The sequence below is a fragment of the Arthrospira sp. PCC 9901 genome (assembly GCF_059013425.1).
This window is the reverse complement of record NZ_CP102296.1, coordinates 3,997,033-4,021,051: the sequence shown is the minus strand read 5'-3', so window position 1 is coordinate 4,021,051 and position 24,019 is coordinate 3,997,033. Positions and strand designations below refer to the sequence as shown.

The following is a 24,019-nucleotide window of genomic DNA, read 5'->3' as shown; positions in this document are numbered from 1 at the left end:
CTTGATTTTTATTTTCATTGAATAAGTTCCTGCAATGCTTCTACCACCCTATCTTGATCTGCCTCCGTTAACCCGTAGTACAATGGCAAACTGATTGCCTCACCATAATACTGCTCTGCCTCCGGAAAATCACCCCAAGCAAAACCCAACTGTTGATAATAGGGCTGAGTATGAACCGGGATATAATGTAAGTTTACCCCAATCCGCGCATCCCGTAGCGCTTCAAATACGGCTCGGTGGCTTTTCCGAATTTTCCCAGTTTCCAAGCGAATTACATATAGATGCCAACTGGACTCCGTATCCGGATGTTGCTGGGGCAATCTTAGGGGCAATCCTTGGAGTAACTCATCATAACGACGAGCCAACTCTCGCCGACGAGTCACAAACTTATCTAAACGCTGCATCTGGCTGGCTCCCAACGCCGCCTGAATATCCGTCATCCGATAATTGAACCCCAACTCTAACTGTTGATAATACCAGAGTCCGTGAGAAGCCTCGGTCATCAAATCCTCGCGGCGAGTAATCCCATGAGTCCGCAGTCGGATGAGCTTTTCATACAAATCCTCACGGTTTGTCACCACCATTCCCCCTTCTCCCGTGGTGATAATTTTCACGGGATGAAAGCTAAAAACCGCCATATCGGAATAAGTACAGCAACCCACTGGCTTCCCTTGATATCGCGCTCCAATGGCATGGGAAGCATCCTCAATCACCGTAAAACCGTAGCGACGTGCCAAAGCACCAATGGATTCCATATCGCAAGACTGTCCCGCCAGATGCACTGGAACCACCACCTTGGGCAATTCTCCCACTGGCTCCGCCACAGCCAGTTTGCGCTCCAACTCTTCTGTACTGAGGTTGTAAGTCTGGGAGTCAATATCTACAAAATCCACTTTTGCCCCACAGTACAACCCACAGTTCGCCGATGCCACAAAAGTATTCGGAGAAGTCCAGAGGCTATCTCCGCTCCCCAACTCCGCTGCCAAACAGGCGATATGTAAAGCGGCTGTCGCACTGGAAACCGCCACCCCATACTTGGCTCCACAATAGTTGGCGACTAATTGCTCAAACCTGTCGATAGCCGGACCTTGAGTAATCCAGTCAGACCGCAAGACTTCGACGACAGCATCGATATCTGCTTGAGATATATCTTGACGACCATAGGGGATAAACTGATTCATGGCTTGAGCATCTCCAACAACTGGGTAGCCGTCAACCATTCCTCATTCACATCGGAACTATAAACAAACCCTTCAGCGACAGGAACTCCCTGCTCACCCAAAGCATTAGTGCTGTAGTCTACCTTGTAGGAATATTCAATGGTGGGCTTAATCACATAATGGTCATCAAATTCCAGAGTTAAGTGGGAAGACTCAATGGGACACATGACCTCGTGTAGTTTTTCACCCGGTCTAATTCCGACAACTTTCTGGGGGACACCCGGTGCCAGAGCTTCCGCCATGTCGGTCATTTTCATGGAGGGAATTTTGGGGACAAAAATCTCTCCTCCCTGCATTCGGGCAAAATTCTTGAGGACAAAATCGATGCCTTGGTTCAGGGTAATCCAAAAGCGAGTCATCCGTGGGTCTGTAATTGGAATCTCCGTGGCTCCCTCTAGAATTAATTTCTGGAAAAAGGGAACAACGGAACCCCTTGACCCTAAAACATTACCATAGCGCACAACGGAAAAACGAGTTGGGCGATCGCCAACTATATTATTAGCGGCTACAAACAATTTATCGGCCGCTAATTTAGTTGCGCCATAGAGGTTAATGGGGTTAACGGCTTTGTCGGTGGATAGGGCAATGACTTTTTTAACCCCCGACTCTAGGGCGGCATTAATCACATGATCAGCCCCATTAATGTTAGTCTTAATGCACTCCATCGGGTTATACTCAGCGGCTGGAATGTGCTTGAGGGCAGCGGCATGAATGACATAATCCACTTCTCGCATAGCCAGGGACAAACGCTTTTCATCCCGGACATCCCCAATGAAATAGCGCATAATGGGAGAGTTAAATTTTTGCGCCATCTCATATTGCTTGAGTTCATCTCTGGAATAGACAATGAGTTTGCGGGGTTGGTGGTGTTTGAGTAGGGTTTCTACGCACTGTTTACCGAAGGAACCTGTGCCACCTGTAATCAGGATTGATTGGTTTTGGAACATAATTGTCTGGGTTTTCAACAATGGTTGATGAGTTAACAATAGCCTTTATCTAAGTCGAGAAACTCATTAAATTTATCGATGTAGTAGATGTTGGCACGGAGGATGCAGTCGAGTAGTTTCATAGATTAGATTGGGTGAGTATTTCCTTAACTAGATTGAGTATAACATCAGGGTTGATGCTGTAGTTATTGTCGCCAGTCGGACCAGTATTAGGTATATCCACAACCTGATTGCTGGGAACAGTGACTTCGTTATAGCGAAGACAGTTTCGAGCTGCCCCTAAGCGACTATAATTGTTATCATGTAAGACACCAGGCTTTTTCGCAAAGCGGCTTACATGATTTGAACCTGTCTGCCCTTGGGCTATAAAAACATCTATCACTGTCGCAAAAGCCAGCTTCCTAACGGTAGTGGAACCAACCACGGTGAAAGTTTTTACCGAGGGGGGCAATAACTGCACAATTTCATCAACCACAGCCTGGTCTTTTGCCGCTTCACTAACATCGTATGGAGTTGGGTTTAAAGGAGCAGTCCAACCGTCAAAGACAACCCCGATATTCGGATATATCTTAGCTAACTCAGTAATAATTTTAGCCCCTCCTTCAACTTGTTCAACCCATGCACGCTTTTGACTTTGACTTGTCACCCCAAACCACAGTAATGGGTAGCACTCCCTAGCCTGCCGAACTTCCTTATCTGTGGCATCATCAACCAGTTCGGCAGCAGTCGATACAATCATTTCGCTCAATTTTTCTTTATCCGGTCGATTTTTACTTGTCATTCCATAAGTGCCTATATGTACATAAAATTCATGATTCCCACGGCACTTATCACTAAGAACATTAAGATTTTCTATAAAAAATTCTCGATTTTTATCAAAATTAAATAGGCTGGATATCAAGAAAAAATTTCCTAATCTATATTTAAATACAGACGGAACTTGAGTCAGTAAACCTTTTTTATGGAGCTGGTATAGTCCTAAACATATATCATGGTAAAAATGTGAAGGTCTACTAAAGCTAGATGTTATACCTCCAAATTTATTCCTATCCGAGTTAACTGCATAACTAAGGTTGTTTATAAAATTTCTAATTAAGTTGTTGAGTACACCATTATTCAGTACTAGGTTGAAATAACAGTCAAAATAACACAAGTTTCTTTGTGGAAAATATATAGCATCGGCAGACTTGACCCATTGCATAATAAAACAAGATTCTCCGCTAGGACTGATGAACCTTAACAATGTTAGATCGCCGCGTTTCCTATCATAATAACTTTCTCTACATACTGCATAACCTTCTCCAAACGGATTAGGTATTTGACAAAAACCTTTAGTTAAAGCTGATTCCACTAAGTCAGCACAAAACTTTGGAGAACGCGTAAAATCTAAGAACTTTTCTAAATAACTTCTCTCGTCATCACTCAAGTCTAAATAATTAATCGCTAATTCAATACTACAGCGGTTAGCTACTTCTGGTTTTCCAGAGATGCATCTCTCAATTGCTCCGGTAGGAAGACTTTGTAATACTTCAGCATCAGAATCAGAGATATCCTGAAGATTATTAGTGATATAGTTGCGCCATGTTTGTTTAATTCTAGCTATCACCTCATAAGAAAAAGGTACTAGACAGGTTCTAATTGTCTTCCAATGATACCTATCGCCTTCTATGCTAATGTATAGTTCTATTTTGTCTGCGGTTTCCACTCTAAAATTAAACCCACAAAATAGTTGAGGATGTTCTTCGGGTTCAGCATTAAGTTTTTTGCGGATGACATCAACCCTTTTAACTGATAGCAATTCCTCTCGTTCATATGATGCTGACTTGGCTATAATCTTGACGCTACGCACATCATGATCTTTCGGTAAAACCCATCCCCAAATTCCGATAACTTGATTATCATAGCTTTGATCCAGATTATTGGGGGACTCTAAATTAGAACCAATTAGCAATTGATTCAGTTTTTTGATATCCGGCTGACTCGCCTGGGTCCTCCAAATATCTGTGCTTTCGGTTGCCAGACTTCTCCCTAACTGGTTGAGGGCATATTCTAACTCTTGTTCCCACTCTAGGAACAGAGGATTAAATTCCAAGCCTTGCTTCAACTTAACAACCGCTTCCCTATAGCACCCTAACTGGATCAATCCTTTACCTAAATGGTAATATACGGGTCCTTGGTTAAAACCTAAATCTAGGGCTTGTCTATACTTGTCAACGGCTTCTGACCATAGGTTTTGCTCTGCTAAGGACTTACCTAAATAATACAAGGCTCTACCCAAATTCTGCTGGGACTCAGAAGATTTAGGGTTTAACTGTACTGCTTTTTCATGGGCGGCTACGGCTCCTGTCCACTGTCTTTGTCTCAGCAGCAGGTTTCCTAAATACTGATATGATTGATATTGATTGGCATTGAGTTCTATGGTTTTCTGATAGGTGGCTATGGCTTCATCCCAACGTTTGAGGGCTTCCAGGGCTCTCCCTAATCCCCAGAAGACTTGGGGATCGGTGAGGTCGAGTGCGATCGCTTTCTGGTAAGATGCGATCGCTTCCGACCACTCATCCTGCTGGGCTAAAACCTCTGCCAGGTGAAAATATGACCATTTAGCAGTTGGGTTGACAGCTATGGCTTGGCGGAAGGCTGTGACGGCTTCCTCAAAACGCCATAAATGGTGCAGTGTCTCCCCTAGTTTTTGGTAAGCCCAATATAAGTCTGGGTTGGGTTCAACTGCTTTGGGATTGAAATCTATAGCCTTACGGAAGCATCTGACGGCCTCTTCCCAACAACCTAATTTGTTAAGTGTTTCTCCTAGTTTGTGGTAAGCCCAATAGAGGTCAGGATTGTATTTAACTGCCTTCTTGTAAGCATCTACAGCTTCTTCCCACCGACCCAAAGCTCCCAGCGATTCCCCCAGCTTGTAGTGAGACCAATGGAAATGGGGATGAAGTGCGATCGCTTTCCGGAAAGCATCCACCGCCTCTTCTAGCTTACCGCTCCGCAGCAGTTGATTACCCCTAACTAAATCGTTGACCAATTGGCTGACTCCCCAGACTAAAGCAATGCCGAAACAGCCCCCATTCTACCACAGCCATAGAAATTTGTCAATTTGGGTAAGTATCGTGATATGATACTGGTGTGTGTCAGGGGTGGGTGTGGATTGGGAAGTTAGTTATGAGGAGTAGTCAAGGAATGAGTGCGGGTGAGTTACTGAAGCAGGCGAATCAGTTGAAACGGTCTGGGAAGTTGGATGAGGCGATCGTGAAGTATCGTCAAGCAATAAAGTTGAGTGGTTCTTGTTCCTATATTCTGTATTATGAATTAGGAGATGGGCTCGCAAAAAAAGGGTTGTTTGATGAAGCAATTTTATCATTTAAAAAATCTATTGAATTAAATCCCAATTCTGCTTTGTCTTATTATCGTCTAAGTGAAGTTTTATTGACATATAATAAATTTTCATCATCCAGTGAATACTATGAATACTATCAAAAAGCAATTCATCTAAATCCCAACCTATCAAATTATAGTAAAAAAATGAATAAGCTGGTTTATTCAGATCTCAAAGATAACCTTGATATGAAATTTACCGGTGAAAGATATGTTCCACATATTCAAGGTCAAATTAGGTATGAACATTTACATAGGTATGGACTTTGTTTGGAAATAGTGCGTGGGAAGTCTGTTTTAGATATAGCTTCTGGAGAAGGTTACGGTTCAGCTATCTTGTCGCAAACAGCAAGTTCGGTAGTCGGTGTTGATATTGATATATCCTCCATTGAATTTGCCCAACAAAAATATCAATATCAATCTAATTTAAAGTTTTTGGTTGGCGGATGTGATTCAATTCCTTTAGTAAGCGAATCTATAGATGTTGTTGTTTCATTTGAGACAATAGAGCATCACGATAAGCATGAAGAAATGATGAAGGAAATAAAAAGGGTTATCAAAAATGATGGAATATTAATTATTTCTTCCCCAAATCGCTTGGTTTATTCAGATTTTCCTAATTATCGTAATCATTTTCATGTAAAAGAACTGTATTACGATGAATTTACTGAGCTACTAAATAAATATTTTAGTTGTACTAAAATTTATGGACAAAGAATGGCTACCGGCTCTTTTATATACTCACTACACGAATCTAATCTTCAAAGTTTTAACTGTTATTCTGGTGATAGTCAGTTGATTTCAAAGCAATTTTTCCCTCTCTACAACCCAGTATACTTTATTGCAGTATGCTCGAATAATTATGCGATTACTAAAGATATTGTTTTAGATTCTCTCTATTTAGATAGAAAGGATGATTTATTCAATCATGGTTCTGCCCCAAAAAACAATCAATGGTCAGAAACTAACAAATACACGATAAATACAACAATAATTTCATGTTCACAAGATGACCCCGAAGCACTTTGGGGATTTAATCTGGAGCAAGCTGCACAAGTCAACACCAGCAATACAGTTGAACTTATGTTGAAAGGTTGGGTGTTAGGAAAAAAATCAAAAGTGGAAGTTATAGAAATCATCCATAACCATGTAGTTGTTAAACAGACTTTCGTAGATTTTCGCCGTATAGATGTGGCTGAGGCTTATTCCCATGTACCTGATGCCGATATGAGCGGATTTGAGACCATCGTTAACATTGGTGAACTTGTGACTCAGGGAGAGTTGCTGATACAAGCAGTTTGTGCAGATAAAAGCTGCGTTCCACTGAGCAAAATTCAGTTTCATGGAGCGCAGATAAGCAGCGATAGTTGATTTTTCCAGCCTTATATCCAAGGGATTAGCTCTACTTGCATCATAACTTCCACAGCACCACTAAATATTTTTGATTAGGATTTTCAAGATGGTATCCAAATAAGTTTTTTGAAAAGCTTTAAAGTAATTGAGAATTTTTGGGGTTACTTTGAACATGGCTCTAGTTGTTTGACTTTAAGTAAGGTTAATGTAGTAAAGATACGAGAAAGCCTTTCTTTTTTTACCTAATTCAAGCTCCGAATAAAAACATAAACTTGGAAAGGATCGTCCAGGGATCTATCAATTCCTACAATTTCTGCATTTGGGAATGTTACTTTGAGCCAATCCAAACTCATTGATGTATCACCATAGGTAATGTCCCGATTAACCTCGGGCCGAGAATGAGGTAAAAAAGAGAATCCATTTTGTTTGTGCAACGACGTTTGTTGGTCAACCACACCAAGCTGTCGAGAATTTTGGTCCATATTCCAGTATTCAACAGGCCTAATTGTTATAACCAAAAGTCCGCTTGATTCTAAATGTTGAAGCAGTGTTTCAATTGATCTAACAGTTGCCCGCTCACAAAGATGTGTAAATACAGAAAATGCGTAAATAAGAGAAAATTTCCTCGAACCCGTTGGAAGATCCACCGGAAGATCATCGGATAACAAGAAATTTCTCTCAAGTCCATCCGAGCGACATATCTCTATCGACCTGTCCCAAGGGTCAACCCCAAACAAGTTATCAGAATTGGTGAAATAATACATTAAACGAGCAATGCGCCCATATCCGCAACCAAAATCTAAAATTGATTTATTATCTAAAGTATTTCCAGAAAATTTACAAAAGTTATGAGCGACTGAGCGAACGAAAGAAGTGGTTTGTTTGAGTAAATCTGTTCCTGAACTTCCTGTCCATTGTAACTGTACTTCATTGGTTGCCATTTTGGGAAGAATCTTGGACATTTTGGGGTAGGCTGCATTTGGCATTGACCAAAGAAGCATTCCGAAATCATCTAAGCCAAGACAGCAGCGGAGTTCTTCAAATAATTGATCTCGTGAAGTATAATCCCTAATGGAATTTTCTATTCTATATAACTCCTGACTGACGATTTCTATTTCTCTACATGAGGTAATTTCAATCTCCGCTACTAACATCTTTTCGTCTTCAACAACAAAAGATATATTAAATATTCCTATGTGATTCCACTCAATATGAAAACCACATTTAATATTGGGAAGGATTTGACCCAAAATTTTCTTTGTAACGTCGTCTCTTTGAACGTTGCATGGGAAAGTCTGGCTGATACTATTACCTTCGATTACAATCTCTGCTTTTTTATCATGCTTTGGTAATACCCAGCCTATCAAGAAAACTTTTGAGACACCAGTTAAATATTCTTGATAAGGATTTTCAATATTGTATCCGAATATTACATCATTAAAAACTGGAGCAGGATTGATAATTTTTCTTATGATTGTGAACATAGCCTTATTAGATTGTATATGTATGGATCATAATCCCAAGTTTCTTATTCAGAAAATAGAAACAGTCCCAAATACCTAATAAAGTATTCTATCAAGTTGGTTCCTGGCTTGGGTATGATATGATTTTGTTAGTTTCAATGTGAAAATCAATCGACTCAAATTAGTGTCATTTACTTTGTCAACTCAAGTTCGTTTGAGAATAACCGCTGCTTGCCAGAATTGTTTGGGGTCATCTATATAGCTACGAACAGAAAATTCTGGCATCCAATTTTTTTCCAAAAAACTAACCGGGCAAACCGCATCACCATAAACATTTGGTTCTCTAAATGCACCTCCGCCTGTTGGAAGATAGACAAGATCTCCAGAATCATATAAAGGAATTGCCTGTTCTGCGTAATCAGAAAACTTCTGTAATCCCGAGTGCCAGGCATTTTCAGGTGTCTGATTTTTTAACCCAGCTACAAACTCAAGGAAGCGTCTAGGCTCTATAGTAATAGCAACAATACCTCCAGAACGCACAACTCGCTTAAATTCCTGCATCCAGTGTAGATGTACGTTTTCAGGTAGATGAGTAAATACGGAATAAGCAAGAATGAAATCAAGACTGGAATCAGAATATGGAAGTGAACCAAGAGGGTCGATGGTTTGTAGATTTCCCGGTACTCCAAGAGATCTACACAGTTCAATAATGGAAGGATCAATATCTACACCATGAAGACCATTTTCACTAACGTCTTTCCAGAAAAAACGCAAGAACCTACCCCAACCGGTGCCAAAATCTAGTATGGTAGAATTTTTGTTAATTATTGCGCCAGCCTTGGTTGCCTCGTTCTTAAAGAAATCATAGAATCTATAGGCTTCACGTAGCGAATTCTCACCAGAAGATCCAACAAACTGAGCTTGAATTGAATCAGGAGGAAATTTCGGAAAATGTAAGCCTTGAACTGTCTCCTGTTTCACGCTTTCAATCAAAAGATTGAGCCACTCACTATCTGAAAATTGTCTAAAATCTTCAATCGTTGACATTGAACATTCCTCCTTTGTGTACGCTGAGTTATAAAGTGCTGCAAGTTAAATCAAAACCAACTTGCTGAGTCTATATTGCATCAGTATTGTATCCTATACAATGAGAAGCTGTACAAAACAATCTCTCTACTGCATGGGCAGTTGTGCCATCACAAAGCCCTGACTCAACGTCAAAATCCGAAGCTCCAAGAATCAAAAGTCTAGACAGGGCTCTCGGACGAAACCAAAACATTGAGCCGGCGGGAAAATAACTCCGATTAAATTGGATTTCCATCTTTTTGCACAAACTTTCGACGATTGCCTGATTATATAGCATATTGTGATCTTTATGAGGAATCAAATATTTTTTGGGTACAACCAGACCGAGTTTATCATTTTTATGAAAGCGACTGCAAAAATCACTTACTATATTCGTATTTGGTGGCAATAATGAACTAAATAGTTCGTGACGAATTTTATGACCATCTGCTCTATATACACTCCTTTTAGAGTGAATTTTACAACATACTTCATAACCCAAAGCGTGTGTCAAGCGTAGAACTTCGATAAAAGGAAGAATATCACGACCTCTATTTTCAACAAAAATCACAAATGATGAATCAACATCACATTTTATTTGAGCGGCTAAAGCTGATGAAGTGGCAGTGACATATATATCGAAACCATTTATATTTTTCAATATTTCCCTGATTTCTTCCCATAAATCAAAGTAATGAATATGTACTATTAAGGCATAATCGTGATTTTTCTGTAGTTTCTGATTAGACAACTTCCTGATGATTGAAGCATCAAAGTCATTGACTACTCTCCGAGTCGCCTCAAGATATCCATAGCCGTATAAGTTGTCAGGTTCCAGGTGAGTGCCTTCTGCCCACTCATTCCAGGCATTGATGAATACAAAACTTTCTTCGCTAGACAGATTTTTGTTATTGATTGTACTAAAACATAATGATCGAAGCCACTGTATGTATCGCGTTAACGTAAATCCATCGAAAATATGAGATGATTTCCCCTTTCTGGCGGTATTATCCCATGAAAGCATTGCAGATCTGAATAGCTTGTAATCAGGATTAGTTTTTCTGACCTCATTGTTAACAACTTCATCATAGGAGTAAATTCGTCCACTAAAGTCATGCAGTAGATCGGGAAGTAAATTATTAATCTCGGGACTAGATACAGTATGTGGTGGAAACTCCACTGATGCGTCAAAGCCAAACTCTCTAGGATCACGTATGCCGAAAGTTTGTGCTGACACCAAGTATAATCCAGGAAATTCATGCAGTTCAACCTCTTGTCGCCACAGTTTGGCAACTTCCTTAATATTAGGTATAATCCTAGCTCTATAGATAATAAGCAAAGGTTTTCCATCTATTTTAATATACCTATCATCCTTAAAATATTGTATAAGATGTCTGATGAAATCGAGGGAATCATTGTCTGAGTGTTCTTGTGCCATAAGTATATCATCTTCCTGACCATCCCATCTTCTTGTCCAATTCTCATTAGCCCAAGTCAAGCAAAACTTTAGATCAATTTTTTTATTTTCTATAAATGATTTCAAAGGCATTTCCATTAATATTTTTCCAGCAAACCAATAGAAGTAAAAATTAAAACCATAAATGCCGTATTCTTTCGCCAAGTTCGCCTGCTCTTCCAAGACTGTAGGTACACGAAGATCATAATAACCAAAATGGATTGGACAATGTGGCTGATGATGCCCTCTATAACATGGTTTTGATTTGCCAACATTTGTCCATTCCGTAAATCCTTTGCCCCACCATTCATCATTCTCAGGAAAAGGATGAAATTGTGGTAAATAGTGTGCAATTAGTTTGATAACACTATCTATGGGGCTTCCATGAGTGTAAGCAATAAATTCCTCTTGAATCTCCTGAAAATTGATTTTGGGAATTATTTCCTTAAATTTATCGCTTATTCCTGGGATACGAAAATTTTTCCTTTGAACTTCAGAAGTCATATCATGCTGAAGTAGATTAAATACCTGATTACGATCAATTGCTCCAGAATATTGGGGGCTGGTCTTTTGACTTACTTGCAAATCAGCTAATTTCCTGATAACATCGGTGTACTCGTACCACCTTTCCTTAAATAAACGATGGTTATTCTCCCTAACCTCACGACGCTGTGGCTGATTTCCCTTCTGGCGAGTCGCCCCCTCTGGGTGCTGCAAACTGACCTGATTAATGCAGTAACACTTCTTCTGTAAATCCCGCCCCAAACGCAAACAAAAATCAATATCCTCCAAACCATAATCATAATCCAGAGAAAAGCCGCCGACCCTTTCAAAATCACCCTTCCGACACAACAAAAACGCCCCAGTCACCGCCGGAAAGAAATCACCCTCAGCCGTAGCAGTCGCCAAATAATCCTTCAGACTCCCATGGCGAATTTGTTCCGGCTGGAAATAACCTCGCTTTTCGTTCCAAACAAACTCAATACCCGTATGGTGTACCCCCGGTTTTTTTCCTTTCGGTAACGACGAAGGCTCATCATCCAAACGCACCCCCACCGCCCCAATGGTGGCATCATCCAACCGACTCACCGCCAAAGGCAACACATCTGAACTAAAAACAATATCATTATTCAGAAACAGCAAATAAGGATACTTCGCCAAACCCGCCCCATAATTACAAGAATCGGAAAAGGAAAAATTAGCACCTCGGTTAATATAACGAACATCCCCCTTAACAGCCTGCTGACGAACCACCTCAGCCGTGTTATCTTCCGAACCGTGGTCAATAATAATCAGCTCAACCGGAAAATAAGTATTGGTGGCAAAAAAACTAGACAGAAGCCGCCGTAGCAAACCCGCCCCATTCCAACTGAGGACAATAATAGAAACTCCCTGACCCACCGGGCGCAATCTCCGAGTTTCTAATACACCCTCTCCCCAGTGTTCCCAAACCGACCCAACAGCAGGGAACCCCGCCAATAACAAATTCAACTCATCCGAGAGCACCCCAACCCCGCCGCGAACCCCATCCATAACCTCCGCCAACCGAGGCTCATTCACCCCAAACCCAAACTCCGCGGCCAATAACTCCCGACCGCGAACCCGGAGTTTATCGCATTCCGCCTCATCTGATAATACCCGACCCAAAACCGCAGGCAAATCCCCCTCAGCCACCGGAACCACAGCCCCCGACTCAATCACATCAGCCACCGCCGCCGTTTCCGACAACAGCACCACCAACCCCATTCCCAAAGCATCCGACAACTTCGCCGGAATTTGGAACTGCGACACCCGAAAGTCCGCATCCTGCAACAGGACACAAATATCACCCACCGCCACCACATCCGGGATAGACTCAAACGGCTGATTCCCCACAAACACATAGTCCACCCCAGGGATACCCTGTAACTCCTCTTTTAACTTCCCATCCTCGAAATCCCCAATAATCGCAAATACGACATCCTTGCGCCCCAAACTCGCCAAAGCACGAGCCGTGGTCACCAAACCCTTATGCTTCCTTGGCGTACCAAAAAACAGCACCACCTTTTTATCCTGAGCAATACCAAAGCGTTCCCGACTGCGGCGCTTCAGGTCAGCCGAAGGCACAAACCTCGCCTCATCCCGTGCATGACGAATCACCACCCCGCCATAACGCTCCTGCAAAGCCCGATTCGAGACCGTCACCCCATCAAACTCCCGCACCAAACCCACTGCGATGCGAGTCCACTCCTTACCCTGCAAATGCTTCCATTTTGGCAAACCTTCCCCAGACTCCAACAACTCCCGCAAATCCACAGGTTCTGATGCCCTAACAAAAATCAACTCCTCATCATCAATATCCACAATCACCCGCGCACCCCAGACCAGCTTATACAAAAGCCCCAAAATAATATTCGGCATCCGAGGCTTCGACAAATGCACCACTTCATAGGGATGCGCCCAAACCAGACCCAAAGCCTGCTCAATAAACCGTCCCTCATCCTCAACCCGTATCGTATGACAACGAATCTCGCCCCCCCGAATCGGCTCCCACACCTGCCCCCCGTACTTAGGAAACAGACAGCCAATCAACTCCACCTCAGCAAAACCCCCATACAACTGCGCCAAAGTATAGGCACGTCCCGCAGCATTATGGGACAACTCCCAACCGCACACCCCCACCCGAGGACGCTCCTTCCCAGCATCCGCTGCCATTACCAATCTGCCGTGATGATGACCCACGGCATCCACCAAAACCCCCTCGTCCGACTCATCCCCATGCCAAAGCCCCACCAGCCCCGGTTCTTCCCCCGTCAGACCTTCACACATTCCCTCGCGAATCTCATCCCCACTCAGAGCCCGATTCCGCAGGCGCACCTCGGACAACTTGCCATCGTGAAACCGCTTCCCATTAGAATGAACCATCAACCGCACCGGAGCCTCAGTCCCCGCCGCCTCCGACTCCCCGCTCCAATCCGCCTCTCGCCGGAGAACCCCATTAAAATAAATGCGCCCATACTCCCCCACCTTCCGCACGCAAGCCACATGAACCCACTCATGCAGCCTCATATCCTCTTGGGGAACCAAACTCACGGGGTTCTCAAGCTCTTCCCCACCGCCATAATACCATTTCCCCGCCCGACCATTCTTGAGCAGAAAACAGAACTCATTGCGCTCAACACTTTCCTTCTTAGCAATAATATCCGTCCAACTCTTCGGCCAATCTCTCAAATACAGCCAAAACTCGACGGTCAAATCCCCCGTAATACTCAACTCCTGACTGTGGTCAATTTCCCCATGAGTCTTCTTCTGGGGTCGAAAATCCACCACCCGACACCGACCCGACCCCGGAGCCACCCGCCAATATTCTCCCCATTGGGCGGCAGCTTCTGTCCAGCGACCCAATCCCATCAAAGCCAAAGCCAACCGCCGCCGCCAATGAGCCGCCCCCGGATAGCGCTCCAGCAGCCACTTCCAATGCTCGACCACCTCTGACCAGCGACCCAACTCCACCAAAGTCTCAGCCAAAAGCCGATGCACCTCCGGCGCTTCCACCCCCAATTTCACCGCCCGTCGCCACTCCACCACCGCTTCAACGGGACGTTCCAACTCGGCCAAAGCCCGTCCCAAACCCAAGGAAGCCGGACCGCACTCCCCAAACTCCAGGACCACTTGGCGATACTGGTCTACCGCCTCCGTCGGGCGCCCCAACTTCTCCAAAACCGCAGCCACAGCCAAGCCAGAGTCAACCCCCGGACTCAACTCCCCACAGCGACGATAGAACCCCAAAGCGTCCTGAAGCTGGTCTCGTCCCTGGCACAATTTCCCCAGATAAAAATAGGCTTCCCCCTGGTCTGGTTGCAACTCCAGACTCCGCCGCAAACAACCCTCCGCCCGGTCGAGGTCTGTTCCCCCCTCCACCAAAGCCACGCCCAAAGCCAACTGCAATTGGGGGTCATCACCCTGAAAATCCACCGCACGCTGCAAATAACCCGCAGCCTCCTGAAATCGTCCGTGACGGCGCAACAGGTAGCCCAACTGTAAGTTAAATTCTGCCACCCCCGGCTTCAAAGCTACCGCTTTCCGATAGGCTTCCATAGCGGGTTCCCAATGCTGTTGGTGAACCAAAGCTTGACCCAAGGGCAAATAAAACTTATAATAATCAGGCTTTAATTCCAGGCCCTGATTTAATACTTCTATAGCGTCATCCCAACGTTCCAACTTGACCAAAGCGACACCGAGGCGATAGTAGCAGAGATAATTGGAACCGAGAGAAATAGCTTGTCGATATGCGGACACAGCCCCTTCCCAGTCCTCCAACTGAGTGAGAGCCTCTCCCAAATAGTAGTGATGCCAGGAGAGGTCTGGCGTTAACTCAATACCCCGGCGATACTCAGCTACGGCCTCTTGAATTTTCCCTTGTTGGAGGAGTTGATTGGCTGTTTCGAGGCTAGAGTTATCGGCAGTGCTGGTCATAGGGGGACACGAAATTAATTACCAAACCATCTGCCATTATATCATAGGGTTTGGCGATTGGCAAGAAATTTACAGATGATTTTAGGCGAGGTTTGGAAAGGCGATCGCTTGTTTCTGGAAACGGGGTTTTTTCAAAAAACGGGGGCGGGTTTATATAGCTGCTGGTGAAGAAGAATATAGGCTGTTGAACCCGCCCCTACAGGAATATGTGACCCCTGGGTGGTTGGGGAAAGCGATCGCTTGTTTCTGGAAACGGGGTTTTTTCAAAAAAACCGGGGCGGGTTTATATAGCTGCTGGTGAAGAAGAATATAGGCTGTTGAACCCGCCCCTACAGGAATATGTGACCCCTGGGTGGTTGGGAAAGGCGATCGCTTGTTTCTGGAAACGGGGTTTTTTCAAAAAACCGGGGCGGGTTTATATAGCTGCTGGTGAAGAAGAATATAGGCTGTTGAACCCGCCCCTACAGGAATATGTGACCCCTGGGTGGTTGGGAAAGGCGATCGCTTGTTTCTGGAAACTTCGAGAAACCCGGTTTTTTCAAAAAACGGGGGCGGGTTTATATAGCTGCTGGTGAAGAATAATATAGGCTGTTGAACCCGCCCCTACAGGAATATGTGACCCCTGGGTGGTTGGGGAAAGCGATCGCTTGTTTCTGGAAACGGGGTTTTTTCAAAAAAACCGGGGCGGGTTTATATAGCTGCTGGTGAAGAAGAATATAGGCTGTTGAACCCGCCCCTACAGGAATATGTGACCCCTGGGTGGTTGGGAAAGGCGATCGCTTGTTTCTGGAAACGGGGTTTTTTCAAAAAACCGGGGCGGGTTTATATAGCTGCTGGTGAAGAAGAATATAGGCTGTTGAACCCGCCCCTACAGGAATATGTGACCCTTGGGTGGTTGGGAAAGGCGATCGCCTTTGAGAGTTTTGGGGAATGCGATCGCCATTATGGTTAATTTCCGGCTGTATTATAATTAGGGCAATTTTGTCAAGTACGGATAACCGAATGCTTTATTCCGGGAAACCGATATAAGTGTCAGGTGGGAGTGGGGAAGTGGAGGTGGTTGCGATCGCCTTTGAGAGTTTGGGGGAAAGCGTGGGAGAGTGTTGGGGAAGCCGTGGGAGAGTGTTGGGGAAAGCGTGGGAGAGTTTTGGGGGAAAGCGATCGCCTGTTTCCAGAAACCCGGTTTTTTGAAAAAACCGGGTTTCTTAAATTCTGACGACCCGACAATGTTTTTGGGGGAAAGCGATCGCCTGGGAGAGTTTTGGGGAAAGCGATCGCGTGGGAGGGTTTGGGGGAAAGCGATCGCTATTGTGGTGCGTCAACCGAGAATATTCGGTTAGTATGAAAATTCCCCGGTTCTGACGCACCCTACAATGTGGGTTTGGGATAAGTTTGTCAGTTTTCATCTGTCTGCAACCAGCGCACTAAATCCTCCATCCCCCCAAAATCTAACAAAGCCTCCGCCAACTCATCCCTTTGACCCGAGTTGAGAGATATCACCTGTTGCCGTTGCATATCCGACAACTCACCACAGCGACGGGTTAACAGTCGTAACAGCATCTGCGTCTGTGCTTCTTCGCGACCTTGTTCGCGACCTTGTTCGCGACCTTCCTGGCGACCTTGTTCGCGACCTTGTTCGCGACCCCTCTGCAACACATCCCGATAAAACCGGGTATCCTCAAGCTTAACCTGGGTAATATCCAACATTTCCCGTATCTCCTCCAAACTCAACTCTGGAAACTTACTCGCCATTATACTTTCTACCAAGTCCAACCGTCGCTGAAATACCTCCTCACTCGCCTCCACATTCAACAAATTACGAGCGCTTTCTGGGGTTTCCGACTCCGGCAATACCAACAACCGCAACAACGCCAAATTCGGACTCAAATCCGACCTAGGAATCAGATCTTCGAGATAAAGCCTTTCCACCAAATTATCCAATAGCAGGCGATAGGGAGTCTCCACCCCCAACCCCTGGCTGCGACTGGAGAAAATCAATAGCCCCCGCCAAGGTCGGCTCACCTCATATTGTCTCAGATACATGAACACTTCCTGAAAAAAGCGACCATAGAATCCCCTATCAGTCTGCATTTGCGCTTCCACGAACACCAAGGGCAAATCTGGGTCATCCCCCACGGGGGTAAATAAGCCATCAATGCGCTGTTCCTGTTCTTTGACCACCGGAGCGCTATAATCAAATTGGCAGTCCGTGGGAATGCCGGGAACCAATTCAGCAATCAGTTCCGGTTGCCATAGAAAAATGCGATAAAATAGTTTGTCAGTTTTCATCTTTTGGGACGGGGCTGGTACTGAGTCCAATTTGATTACGGCTTTGATTAAGGCGATCGCCTGTTTCCAGAAACCCGGTTTTTTGAAAAAACCGGGTTTCTTAAATTCTGACGACCCGACAATGTTTGTTTGGGGGAAAGCGATCGCCTGGGAGAGTTTTGGGGAAAGCGATCGCCTTTGAGAGTTTGGGGGAAAGCGTGGGAGAGTTTTGGGGAAGCCTTTGAGAGTTTGGGGGAAAGCGATCGCTATTGTGGTGCGTCAACCGAGAATATTCGGTTAGCATGAAAATTCCCCGGTTCTGACGCACCCTACAATGTGGGTTTGGGATAAGTTTGTCAGTTTTCATCTGTTTGCAACCAGCGCACTAAATCCTCCATCCCCCCAAAATCTAACAAAGCCTCCGCCAACTCATCCCTTTGACCCGAGTTGAGAGATATCACCTGTTGCCGTTGCATATCCGACAACTCACCACAGCGACGGGTTAACTGTCGTAACAGCATCTCCGTCTGTGCTTCTTCGCGACCCTTCTGCAAGACATCCCGATAAAACCGGGTATCCTCAAGCCTAACCTGGGTAATATCCAACATTTCCCGTATCTCCTCCAAGCTCAACTCTGGAAACTTACTCGCCATTATACTTTCTACCAAGTCCAACCGTCGCTGAAATACCTCCTCACTCGCCTCCACATTCAACAAATTACGAGCGCTTTCTGGGGTTTCCGACTCCGGCAATACCAACAACCGCAACAACGCCAAATTCGGACTCAAATCCGACCGAGGAATGAGATCTTCGAGATAAAGCCTTTCCACCAAATTATCCAATAGCAGGCGATAGGGAGTCTCCACCCCCAACCCCTGGCTGCGACTGGAGAAAATCAATAGCCCCCGCCAAGGTCGGCTCACCTCATATTGTCTCAGATACATGAACACTTCCTGAAAAAAGCGACCATAGAATCCCCTATCAGTCTGCATTTGCGCTTCCACGAACACCAAGGGCAAATCTGGGTCATCCCCCACGGGGGTAAATAAGCCATCAATGCGCTGTTCCTGTTCTTTGACCACCGGAGCGCTATAATCAAATTGGCAGTCCGTGGGAATGCCGGGAACCAATTCAGCAATCAGTTCCGGTTGCCATAGAAAAATGCGATAAAATAGTTTGTCAGTTTTCATCTGTTGGGACGGGGCTGGTACTGAGTCCAATTTGATTACGGCTTTGATTAAGGCGATCGCCTGTTTCCAGAAACCCGGTTTTTTCAAAAAACCGGGTTTCTTAAATTCTGACGACCCGACAATGTTTGTTTGGGGGAAAGCGATCGCCTGGGAGAGTTTTGGGGAAAGCGATCGCCTTTGAGAGTTTGGGGGAAAGCGATCGCTATTGTGGTGCGTCAACCGAGAATATTCGGTTAGTATGAAAATTCCCCGGTTCTGACGCACCCTACAATGTGGGTTTGGGATAAGTTTGTCAGTTTTCATCTGTTTGCAACCAGCGCACTAAATCCTCCATCCCCCGAAAATCTAACAAAGCCTCCGCCAACTCATCCCTTTGACCCGAGTTGAGAGATATCACCTGTTGCCGTTGCATATCCGACAACTCACCACAGCGACGGGTTAACTGTCGTAACAGCATCTGCGTCTGTGCTTCTTCGCGACCTTCCTGGCGACCTTCCTGGCGACCTTCCTGGCGACCTTCCTGGCGACCCTTCTGCAACACATCCCGATAAAACCGGGTATCCTCAAGCTTAACCTGGGTAATATCCAACATTTCCCGTATCTCCTCCAAGCTCAACTCTGGAAACTTACTCGCCATTATACTTTCTACCAAGTCCAACCGTCGCTGAAATACCTCCTCACTCGCCTCCACATTCAACAAATTACGAGCGCTTTCTGGGGTTTCCGACTCCGGCAATACCAACAACCGCAACAACGCCAAATTCGGACTCAAATCCGACCGAGGAATGAGATCTTCGAGATAAAGCCTTTCCACCAAATTATCCAATAGCAGGCGATAGGGAGTCTCCACCCCCAACCCCTGACCGCGACTGGAGAAAATCAATAGCCCCCGCCAAGGTCGGCTCACCTCATATTGTCTCAGATACATGAACACTTCCTGAAAAAAGCGACCATAGAATCCCCTATCCGCCTGCATTTGCGCTTCCACGAACACCAAGGGCAAATCTGGGTCATCCCCCACGGGGGTAAATAAGCCATCAATGCGCTGTTCCTGTTCTTTGACTACCGGAGCGCTATAATCAAATTGGCAGTCCATGGGAATGCCGGGAACCAACTCAGCAATCAGTTCCGGTTGCCATAGAAAAATGCGATAAAATAGTTTGTCAGTTTTCATCTTTTGAGACGGGGCTGGTACTGAGTTAAATTTGATTAAGGCTTTGATTAAGGCGATCGCTTGTTTCCAGAAACCCGGTTTTTTGAAAAAACCGGGTTTCTTCAATTCTGAGTTGGTTTGGGATAAGTTTGTCAGTTTTCATCTGTTTGCAACCAGCGCACTAAATCCTCCATCCCCCGAAAATCTAACAAAGCCTCCGCCAACTCATCCCTTTGACCCGAATTGAGAGATATCACCTGTTGCCGTTGCATATCCGACAACTCACCACAGCGACGGGTTAACTGTCGTAACAGCATCTGCGTCTGTGCTTCTTCGCGACCTTCCTGGCGACCTTCCTGGCGACCTTCCTGGCGACCCTTCTGCAACACATCCCGATAAAACCGGGTATCCTCAAGCTTAACCTGGGTAATATCCAACATTTCCCGTATCTCCTCCAAGCTCAACTCTGGAAACTTACTCGCCATTATACTTTCTACCAAGTCCAACCGTCGCTGAAATACCTCCTCACTCGCCTCCACATTCAACAAATTACGAGCGCTTTCTGGGGTTTCCGACTCCGGTAATACCAACAACCGCAACAACGCCAAATTCGGACTCAAATCCGACCGAGGAATGAGATCTTCGAGATAAAGCCTTTCCACCAAATTATCCAATAGCAGGCGATAGGGAGTCTCCACCCCCAACCCCTGGCCGCGACTGGAGAAAATCAATAGCCCCCGCCAAGGTCGGCTCACCTCATATTGTCTCAGATACATGAACACTTCCTGAAAAAAGCGACCATAGAATCCCCTATCAGTCTGCATTTGCGCTTCCACGAACACCAAGGGCAAATCTGGGTCATCCCCCACGGGGGTAAATAAGCCATCAATGCGCTGTTCCTGTTCTTTGACCACCGGAGCGCTATAATCAAATTGGCAGTCCGTGGGAATGCCGGGAACTAACTCAGCAATCAGTTCCGGTTGCCATAGAAAAATGCGATAAAATAGTTTGTCAGTTTTCATCTGTTGGGACGGGGCTGGTACTGAGTCCAATTTGATTACGGCTGAAAAGATTGTATCATATCGGAGCAGCCCATGCCACATAAAGAAACCTTGTCATCATTTATAAATGCCTGAAATTCAATCTTTCACCACCCCCGTCGTTTTACTCATTTTTAGGCGACCAGATACCACTCAAAAAGTGTTTGATGTGATTCGCCAAGTCAAACCTCAGCAGTTACTGGTGATTGCTGATGGTCCCGAACCCGGCAATGATTTAGAAGCCCAAAAATGCGCCCAAACTCGCGCCATTATTGATACGGTTGATTGGGATTGTCAAGTTTTAACCAACTACTCGGATTTTAACTTAGGTTGTAAACAGCGAGTCGCCAGTGGGCTCAATTGGGTGTTTAGTTTAGTGGAAGAAGCGATTATCTTAGAAGATGACTGTATCCCGGATATCAGCTTTTTTAAATTTTGCCAAGAGTTATTAATCCGCTATCGTCATGATCACCAAATTTTCCAAATTACCGGAGAAAATACCCACGGCTATCAATCGGCAAATTCCAGCTATTATTTTTCCCAGTATAGCTTTTATTGGGGATGGGCGACATGGCGGCGAGCTTGGCGGTTATTTGACCCGGATTTAAAGTCTTGGCTAACCAAGTGCGATCGCCATTGGTTAAGAGATTTATTGGGAAGTCAAGACCGCGCCGAATATTGGGCAGAAATCTTTGATTTAACCTACAATGGTTTTAATTCCTGGGGATGGGCTTGGACATTTACTTGTTTGGTAAATCAAGGTTTATGTATCATTCCCAATCAGAACTTAATTTCTAATGTTGGTTTTGGTGCAGATGCCGCCCATACCACCTGGGAAGTTGATGAAATCGCCAATTTACCTACCCAATCAATTAGCTTTCCGCTGAAACACCCCACCGCCATCACCATCAACATGGAAGCTGAAACCGTTATTGATAAAATGCGGTTTACGGGTCGCAAATATATCAGAACCATGCGCGAAACAGCGATGGATTTAAGCCAGCAAGGACAGCACCAAAAGGCTTTAGAGATTTGGGAACAATGTATTAAGTTGCGATCGGATTTAAGCGAGTTTTACTATCAAAAAGCCTGCTGCTTACAGAAAATAGGTAATTCTCAACAGGCGATACAATGCCTGCATCAGTTATTAAAATCTCATCCAGACCACCAACCCGCTAAATCATTATTAAATACCATCATCAAAAAATATCATAATTCGTCGCCATTACCCACTCAAAATCAACAGCAGCGTTTTTTGGTTTACACCATGGGGAAAGTGGGTTCAACTTCTATTTCTACATCTTTAAAGAACTACACTTCACAGGTCTATGATATTCATTTCTTAGATGAAACTTATCTCCAAAAAAATATACACAAAGGGCATTGTGTAGATGGCTATTTTGTGTTCAAAAACTGGTTAGGAGAACCCTTAAAAATTATTTCCATGGTCAGAAATCCCATTGCTGTAAATGTTAGTGGCTTTTTTCAAAACCTCGATACATATTACCCCCATTTAAGCCAAGAAGAAATTCTACAGTTGAGTATTGAAGAACTGATTAATAAATTTTGGACATTAGACCTCAGCTATCCCCTGATTTGGTTTGATAGAGAGTTCAATAAATGCTTAAATTTTGATATTTACAGCCAGCTTTTTTCGATGTTAGGATGGCAAACCTACTTACATGAATCTTACCATATTTTGATTATGCAAGCGGAACTAATGGATAGCCAAAAACAGGAGGTTATCCGAATGTTTACAGGTATCAGCAACTTGCAACTAGAAAACCAAAATATTAGTTCCCAGAAGTGGTATAGTCACCGATTTCAAGAGTTTCAGGAAAAACTGTTACTTCCCAAAGACTATTTAGACAAGATGTTAAGTTCCAAGTTTACCCGGCATTTTTATAGCCCGTCACAAATTCAGGAATTTTATAAATTCTGAAGCACAAAAACAGGTTGTTCATAAGAAAAAGCTCCCAGGGGCTTATTGACTATCAAAGACTCGGAAAACCCGAAACTGTCCACCGTTTTCCAGCCTTCCAACATCATTGGCAAGCGGATCTTACCATAAATGCGATGAGCATTCCAAACCAGACAATCTTGACCCACAGGAACAGAGAAAAACAAGAGACCGTCTTTTTTAATTAATTTTTTGGCGAGTTTCATAGCTTCAAAGTCTCCGGTCGGGTTGATTGGATCCCCATAACGACCTAAGCCGTCATGTTCAAAAGATGAAATAGAAATAGCTGCATCAGCTTTGATATTTTGGCCGATATAATCATCAGTAGAAAAAACTTGTACTTGTGGATGTTCTGAGACGGGCAAGTTATAATCTATCACATAAACATTGGCGGCACCTTTCCAAATCGATATGGCATCACAGTTAACACGATTCAATCCAAAAATCAGAACATTTTTATTGACAATGCTATATTTATCAAAAGCATTTAATAAATGATGCAAAGTTTTTCCATAGTATTTAAAAGAACCAGTTTCGAGACGATTAAATACATTCTGGTAAGCGGTCATACTGAGGACTATGGGAGAAGTGCGAGTATTGTTGTAATAATGATGTAAAACTGGTATTTTATTATTTAGGGTAAAATCACATATCAATGAAGGTAGCATTTCTTTTGGAGGAGGAGAAGGAGGCAAATCTTGGTAATCATAATTGGGGTTTATTTGACTGACACCTAGAACAGTTTTTGTAGCAGCTAGAGCCTCAGCTAAAGCCGATTTAAGTGACTTAGATCTGGGTTCAATTTCGATCGCTGTTTGATAGTGAGCGATCGCCTCATCCCAACGTCCCAACTGTGACAATGCCTCTCCCAGCTTGTAGTGATACCAGGGGAAACGAGGGTGATGGGCGATCGCCTTTTGGTAAGCAGCCACAGCCTCTTGGACTTTACCATTTCTCAGCAACTCATTACCCAGACTAAAATCACTCATAAACCAATTTACCCCAGGAAATACAAACATCACAATCTGGGTATTACCCCTTTCCTAATATACCAGACATCCGCGCATT

The 24,019-nt window shown here is 44.3% G+C and carries 18 protein-coding genes; 7 read left to right on the top strand and 11 right to left on the bottom strand.

Annotated features, from left to right (window positions below):
- Positions 1-14: 14 nt before the first annotated feature.
- The 3 genes from pseC to NLZ44_RS17815 all read right to left on the bottom strand — a co-directional run bounded on the left by pseC (position 15) and on the right by NLZ44_RS17815 (position 5,198).
- The gene (pseC, locus tag NLZ44_RS17825) at positions 15-1,220 is read right to left on the bottom strand and encodes a UDP-4-amino-4,6-dideoxy-N-acetyl-beta-L-altrosamine transaminase (protein WP_493750641.1); all 1,206 of its coding nucleotides are present in this window, start codon (positions 1,218-1,220) and stop codon (positions 15-17) included.
- A complete protein-coding gene (gene pseB / locus NLZ44_RS17820; protein ID WP_493750640.1) occupies positions 1,178-2,167 on the bottom strand; it encodes a UDP-N-acetylglucosamine 4,6-dehydratase (inverting) in 990 nt (329 codons plus the stop codon). The genes pseC and pseB overlap by 43 nt, the downstream gene beginning before the upstream one ends.
- Positions 2,168-2,285: 118 nt before the next feature.
- Complete coding sequence (locus tag NLZ44_RS17815) at positions 2,286-5,198, bottom strand: tetratricopeptide repeat protein (protein ID WP_493750639.1); 2,913 nt, start codon at positions 5,196-5,198, stop codon at positions 2,286-2,288.
- A 155-nt stretch (positions 5,199-5,353) separates the two neighbouring features.
- Here NLZ44_RS17815 and NLZ44_RS17810 point away from each other — a divergent pair, with 155 nt between their 5' ends.
- Positions 5,354-6,919 (top strand): methyltransferase domain-containing protein, encoded by a 1,566-nt coding sequence (locus NLZ44_RS17810; protein WP_493750638.1) that lies wholly within the window; start codon positions 5,354-5,356, stop codon positions 6,917-6,919.
- Positions 6,920-7,143: 224 nt separating this feature from the next.
- Here the strand turns inward: NLZ44_RS17810 and NLZ44_RS17805 are convergent, their stop codons facing one another.
- The 3 genes from NLZ44_RS17805 to NLZ44_RS17795 form a co-directional block, all read right to left on the bottom strand.
- On the bottom strand, positions 7,144-8,385 hold the full coding sequence (locus NLZ44_RS17805; protein WP_493750637.1) for a methyltransferase domain-containing protein: 1,242 nt from the start codon (positions 8,383-8,385) through the stop codon (positions 7,144-7,146).
- 183 nt (positions 8,386-8,568) lie between these two features.
- Positions 8,569-9,411, bottom strand: a complete 843-nt coding sequence (locus tag NLZ44_RS17800; RefSeq protein ID WP_493750636.1) for a class I SAM-dependent methyltransferase — start codon at positions 9,409-9,411, stop codon at positions 8,569-8,571.
- A 70-nt stretch (positions 9,412-9,481) separates the two neighbouring features.
- The gene (locus NLZ44_RS17795) at positions 9,482-15,340 is read right to left on the bottom strand and encodes a glycoside hydrolase family 99-like domain-containing protein (RefSeq protein WP_493750635.1); all 5,859 of its coding nucleotides are present in this window, start codon (positions 15,338-15,340) and stop codon (positions 9,482-9,484) included.
- A gap of 317 nt (positions 15,341-15,657) precedes the next feature.
- Between NLZ44_RS17795 and NLZ44_RS17790 the strand changes: the two genes are divergently transcribed.
- From NLZ44_RS17790 to NLZ44_RS17775, 4 genes are all read left to right on the top strand, one after another.
- Entirely contained in the window at positions 15,658-15,915 is a 258-nt protein-coding gene (locus tag NLZ44_RS17790) for a hypothetical protein (RefSeq protein WP_493750634.1), read from the top strand.
- Positions 15,916-16,064: 149 nt separating this feature from the next.
- The gene (locus tag NLZ44_RS17785; RefSeq protein WP_493750633.1) at positions 16,065-16,292 is read left to right on the top strand and encodes a hypothetical protein; all 228 of its coding nucleotides are present in this window, start codon (positions 16,065-16,067) and stop codon (positions 16,290-16,292) included.
- Positions 16,293-16,369: 77 nt separating this feature from the next.
- The gene (locus NLZ44_RS17780; protein ID WP_493750632.1) at positions 16,370-16,531 is read left to right on the top strand and encodes a hypothetical protein; all 162 of its coding nucleotides are present in this window, start codon (positions 16,370-16,372) and stop codon (positions 16,529-16,531) included.
- Positions 16,477-16,680, top strand: a complete 204-nt coding sequence (locus NLZ44_RS17775; RefSeq protein WP_493750631.1) for a hypothetical protein — start codon at positions 16,477-16,479, stop codon at positions 16,678-16,680. Before NLZ44_RS17780 ends, NLZ44_RS17775 begins: the two co-directional genes overlap by 55 nt.
- A gap of 55 nt (positions 16,681-16,735) precedes the next feature.
- On the opposite strand, the gene NLZ44_RS17770 is transcribed toward NLZ44_RS17775, so the two are convergent.
- Positions 16,736-17,629 carry a DUF2887 domain-containing protein gene (locus NLZ44_RS17770; RefSeq protein WP_493750630.1) on the bottom strand — a complete coding sequence of 298 codons (894 nt, stop codon included), beginning with the start codon at positions 17,627-17,629 and terminating at the stop codon, positions 16,736-16,738.
- Between the two features lie 31 nt (positions 17,630-17,660).
- Between NLZ44_RS17770 and NLZ44_RS17765 the strand changes: the two genes are divergently transcribed.
- Positions 17,661-17,810 carry a hypothetical protein gene (locus NLZ44_RS17765; protein WP_493750629.1) on the top strand — a complete coding sequence of 50 codons (150 nt, stop codon included), beginning with the start codon at positions 17,661-17,663 and terminating at the stop codon, positions 17,808-17,810.
- Between the two features lie 154 nt (positions 17,811-17,964).
- Here NLZ44_RS17765 and NLZ44_RS17760 read toward each other — a convergent pair whose 3' ends face one another.
- The 3 genes from NLZ44_RS17760 to NLZ44_RS17750 all read right to left on the bottom strand — a co-directional run bounded on the left by NLZ44_RS17760 (position 17,965) and on the right by NLZ44_RS17750 (position 20,973).
- The gene (locus tag NLZ44_RS17760) at positions 17,965-18,798 is read right to left on the bottom strand and encodes a DUF2887 domain-containing protein (protein WP_493753029.1); all 834 of its coding nucleotides are present in this window, start codon (positions 18,796-18,798) and stop codon (positions 17,965-17,967) included.
- A 292-nt stretch (positions 18,799-19,090) separates the two neighbouring features.
- A complete protein-coding gene (locus tag NLZ44_RS17755; protein WP_493753028.1) occupies positions 19,091-19,972 on the bottom strand; it encodes a DUF2887 domain-containing protein in 882 nt (293 codons plus the stop codon).
- Positions 19,973-20,103: 131 nt separating this feature from the next.
- Positions 20,104-20,973, bottom strand: a complete 870-nt coding sequence (locus tag NLZ44_RS17750; RefSeq protein ID WP_493750628.1) for a DUF2887 domain-containing protein — start codon at positions 20,971-20,973, stop codon at positions 20,104-20,106.
- Between the two features lie 106 nt (positions 20,974-21,079).
- On the opposite strand from NLZ44_RS17750, the gene NLZ44_RS17745 reads away from it, so the two are divergent.
- Positions 21,080-22,933 (top strand): putative capsular polysaccharide synthesis family protein, encoded by a 1,854-nt coding sequence (locus NLZ44_RS17745; protein WP_493750627.1) that lies wholly within the window; start codon positions 21,080-21,082, stop codon positions 22,931-22,933.
- Here NLZ44_RS17745 and NLZ44_RS17740 read toward each other — a convergent pair.
- Positions 22,921-23,940, bottom strand: coding sequence for a DUF268 domain-containing protein (locus NLZ44_RS17740; RefSeq protein WP_493750626.1), 1,020 nt, complete (start codon positions 23,938-23,940; stop codon positions 22,921-22,923). The two genes, NLZ44_RS17745 and NLZ44_RS17740, sit on opposite strands and share 13 nt — an antisense overlap.
- Positions 23,941-24,019 lie beyond the last annotated feature (79 nt).